Raw genomic sequence first — 4,314 nt, 5'->3', positions numbered from 1 at the left:
AAACTAAATAAGGTTGTTTGTCCTTTATCCAGTTGTTCATCTTTTTTCTCTTTTTTCTTATTTTTAGATTCATCATCTGATTTCTTATTTTTTAATTTTGATTTAGGACTATTGCTTAATGAATATTCATTAGCTATTTCATCCAATTCATCATCATCAAAATCATCAAAGATGTCTATTACAGTATTGTTCTTATGGAAATCGATATCATCAATCTCTTCTTCGAAATCAGGTTCAATATTTTCCAATTCTTGAGGTGGAATCTCTCTGAATATTCCATCTTTACTGGTTTTTTTCCATTCCTCTTTCTCTTCTTCCCTCATTTCTGCCTTGATCTTTTCCATCTTGTTTATGACTGATTTTGGAATCTTTTTCTTTCTGAAGAATTTGATTTCATCATCTTCAAGTTCTAGGAAGTCTGAAATTTCCCAAGCAACCTCATCATTTTCAAACATTATCTCAAAGTATGGGAAAATGGTATAAGCCACTTGCAGTGAAACATGCATCTTTTCTTCCATTTTAGAAGCTATTTGGTCTCTTAAAGCTCTTTTACCACGGGTTCTTCCCATCATGGAAAATGCCATCGGGCTTACAACCTTGCTGAATTTACGGTAAGTGTCTCTTTTGGATACTGACACACCAACACCCATAAAGTCAGATGCATATTTCCAGTAACCGTAATATTGGCTGGAACGGGTTCTTCCAAAGTATAAATCAGCTTGAGAAATCATTTCATAAGCCTTTTTAACCTCTAAATTGCTTTCATATTCCCGTGGAATGTTTTCAGCCATATATTCCATAACCAAAGTTGGATCCTCATTGTTTTCAAACAATGAACGCTTAACATGTTCTGGATTCTTGCTTTTTAATACCCTTGTTACAGTGTCAAAAATGGTGCTTGTATTGTCCTTTTGGCTTGTTGAATCAAGTGCCTCTTCAGTGAGTTCCCCTCCATTTTCAACAAGAGCCTGCAAAGTGTTTACAGCTGAACGCAAATCTCCACTGGATCTTTTTGATAATTTCATCAAAACATCCTTATCAACATTAATTTCCTCATTCTTAAGCACTACATCACGTAAATACTTATTGATTGAAGGAGATTTGATCTTGTCCATTTTAATGACTTGGGCATTTTTCTTAATAGTGGTTAATTTATTGCTGTAAAAATCATTAGCCATCATTACTATAGGCTGTTTACTTTCCTTAATGATTTTATTTAAAGCTTTAGTACCACCTCTATCATTGGTTCCATGAATACCATCCACTTCGTCCATTATGATTAATTTACGGTTATTTCCGAACAATGAATAGGTATTTGCTGATTCCCCAATGGTTGTCATCAATAAATCATGTGAACGTTTGTCACTTGCATTGAGTTCAATATATTCGGAGAATTCATCTGCAATGATATGGGCTATTGTGGTTTTACCAGTTCCTGCTGGCCCTATAAGCAATAAAGGTGGTTGTGGTTCTCCATTTTTCCACTTTTCAACCCATTTCTGGATAATTGCCTTTTGCTTTACATTACCGACTACATCATCAAAAGTCTTTGGCCGGTATTTATCTGTCCATAACATAATTGTTACCTGAAATTAAAATATAATTCATAAAAATTACTGTCAATATAAAAATTCTTACAGTATTCAAATTATTTTTCTATAAGAATTTAGCCAATAAAGCCTCTAATTGGATTCTTGGATTAGCTCCTTCCCTAATTCTGAAATCAGTTTCAGCTATTGCACCAATTAGATTCATATAGATATCCCCATCCATTTGACCATTCATCACTCTGGAAGAGACATCCTGGTAAATCTGATTAACCATATCTTCTCCACTTGTACCCTGCATGATCATGACTTCCCTTAGGAGATCACGGGATTTCATAAAGTCGCCCATTAACGCTGCATTAACCATTTTCTTAATTTCCTGTGGTTTTGCCTTGGAAACAACTTCAAATACATGATCTTCAGTAATTGAACCGGTAGATGCTGCAGATTGCAACATATTGACAGATTTACGCATATCTCCTTCTGCAAAATTGACTATTGTAGTTATTGCCTCATCCTCATATTGGCAACCTTCAGCTTCTGCAATGTATTTTAATCTATCAGCTATTTCTTCTGCTTTGATTGGTGTGAATCTGAATATAGCGCATCTGGATTGGATAGGATCAATTATTTTGGAAGAGTAGTTACAGGAAAGTATAAATGATGCAGTTTTGGTATACATTTCCATTTCACGTCTTAAAGCATGCTGTGCATCTTTAGTCATGTTGTCCACTTCATCAAGGAATATAATCCTGAATGGAGCTCCAACAGGTTTTAAACGACAGAAATTCTTAATATTTGTCCTTACAGTTTCTATACCTCTTGCATCAGATGCATTCAATTCAAGGAAGTTTTGTCTCCAGTACTCACCTAAAATTGATTTGACAAGTGCAAGAGCAGATGTTGTTTTCCCTACCCCTGCAGGACCTGTAAACATTAAATTTGGCATGCTTCCTTCTTCAACATACTGCTTTAATCTGCTTACAATATGCTTTTGTCCAACAACATCATCTAAAGTTTGCGGTCTGTATTTTTCTACCCAAGGTCCTAACATATTATCACTTTATAATCATTAATTTCATTTATTTTTTAAATTAAACCGTTTTAAATCATTTTTAAGATTTAAAATTTTCATTTGGAAAATACTTAAAATATATTTTTTTATACTATATATAATATGATTTTCATATTTTTTAAAACTTATTATTTTTATAGTTCATCATTAAATTTTTATGGAATCTAATAGTGAAATTAATGTTTTCTCATAAAAAAATAGTTAAAAAAAATAGAAAAAATAATTAAATAATAAAATAATTTAATAAAAAAAGAATAGAGAATAAAAATTCTCTAAAATTTTAAACATTTTATTCTAAATATCGACAGATTCAGGCAATTCTTGAGTGATTGAATACTCTAAAGTTGCTAAAGTGAATAGTTTAAGCATCATTTTAGGGGATAAATCTGCAGTGCCCATTCCACTAATTCCTACATAATTAGGAACGGTATCCTTTTGATCCATCCAACTATGTACTCTTTGAGCCATGCTTAAGTAATCTGCCTTGTCAATGGATTGGCTTAAGTCTTCATCAGAAGGATTGGAAGCCTTTTTTACATCCTTGATTTCAATTGAAGAACCCTTATTCTTGTCAATATTCAAAAGATATTCAGAGAAGATATAAATGCATTGACCTTCATCATACTCATTTCCATCATATTCTATAGTGGAGAAAGCATAGTTCTTTTGTGAAACCAATTGAGCAAGATTAGGAACATCTTCCATTTCTATTTCATTTAAGGAAGAGTCAGACAGATTTTCACTATTGCTCTCATTCAAATCATTTGTATCATTGTCATCCAAATCATTACCTTCTGTGTCATTTAAATTATCATCTGAATCAGTGGACATACCTGGAATAATGCTATTAATTCCAGAATCATTCTTATCAGAGTCGGCTATTCTGCTTTTATCGGATTTATTCTTATCAGACTTAGCTGTTTTATTGACTTTTTCAGTAATGGTTTTAGATGTAGTGTTCTTTACACTTGAGCTGTTAACAGATTTAGAACTGTTAGTTTGATTTTTAATCTTATTAACAGTGTCATTAATGTTTTTACTGGTCTTATTGGTTTTATTATCAATCTTTTCAGTTAATGTTTTACTTTTATTAGTATCATTTTTTGTATCATTTGTTTTATTGTCATTCTGTATTTGCGCTTGAGTTGGATCATTATTTATATCATCATTAAAGAATCCATTGTCATCTGTAGGGATAATTGTACTGAAACCATCATCTCCGCCAGAACCACCATTGTAATAAGCCATTCCAGTTACAGCTCCAATAGCCAATATGATAACTAAAGCGCAGATAATAGGCACCTTATACATACTAAAGAAAGATTTCTTAGTTTTTTCCTCAATAACTTGCTTTCTAAAAGTGTTTACTGGAGTTAAAACAGTTCCGCATTCCTTACAGTATTTGGAATTGGAATCATTTGTTTTCCCACAAGTAGGGCAAATTCTTGCTGAATTCAATTGAAAGCCGCAATTTTTACAGAATTTCTCTTCATCATCATTTACTGCATGACATTTTGGACAAATCATATTTTCACCCCCGAATAGGTTAAAAATGATTGTATGAATATAATGCAATAATAACTTATGTCATTTAGCATTATAAAAAATATTCATCACTATTATATTAGTAATTACTATTTAAATATTTATATAAATTATTAACTAAAATTAGAAAAAATAAATAATAAAAAA

General features: G+C 31.8%; 3 protein-coding genes. All 3 read right to left on the bottom strand.

The window, feature by feature from the left end:
- Positions 1–1,577, bottom strand: a 1,577-nt coding sequence (locus VW161_RS08705; protein WP_325192945.1) for a replication factor C large subunit, incomplete at its 3' end; no start/stop codon positions are given.
- 79 nt (positions 1,578–1,656) lie between these two features.
- A complete protein-coding gene (locus VW161_RS08700; protein ID WP_304089152.1) occupies positions 1,657–2,601 on the bottom strand; it encodes a replication factor C small subunit in 945 nt (314 codons plus the stop codon).
- 315 nt (positions 2,602–2,916) lie between these two features.
- A complete protein-coding gene (locus VW161_RS08695; protein WP_304102858.1) occupies positions 2,917–4,149 on the bottom strand; it encodes a zinc ribbon domain-containing protein in 1,233 nt (410 codons plus the stop codon).
- Positions 4,150–4,314 lie beyond the last annotated feature (165 nt).

The sequence above is a fragment of the Methanobrevibacter ruminantium genome, assembly GCF_016294135.1.
Taxonomy (GTDB): Archaea; Methanobacteriota; Methanobacteria; order Methanobacteriales; family Methanobacteriaceae; genus Methanobrevibacter; species Methanobrevibacter ruminantium_A.
Note: the sequence above shows the minus strand (reverse complement) of the source record. Positions and strands in the feature narration are given on the sequence as shown.

Bases quoted from the DNA above. Each gene is read 5' to 3' on its own strand.
- VW161_RS08700 (WP_304089152.1), bottom strand. From the start codon at position 2,601: ATGTTAGGACCTTGGGTAGAAAAATACAGACCGCAAACTTTAGATGAT.
- VW161_RS08695 (WP_304102858.1), bottom strand. From the start codon at position 4,149: ATGATTTGTCCAAAATGTCATGCAGTAAATGATGATGAAGAGAAATTC.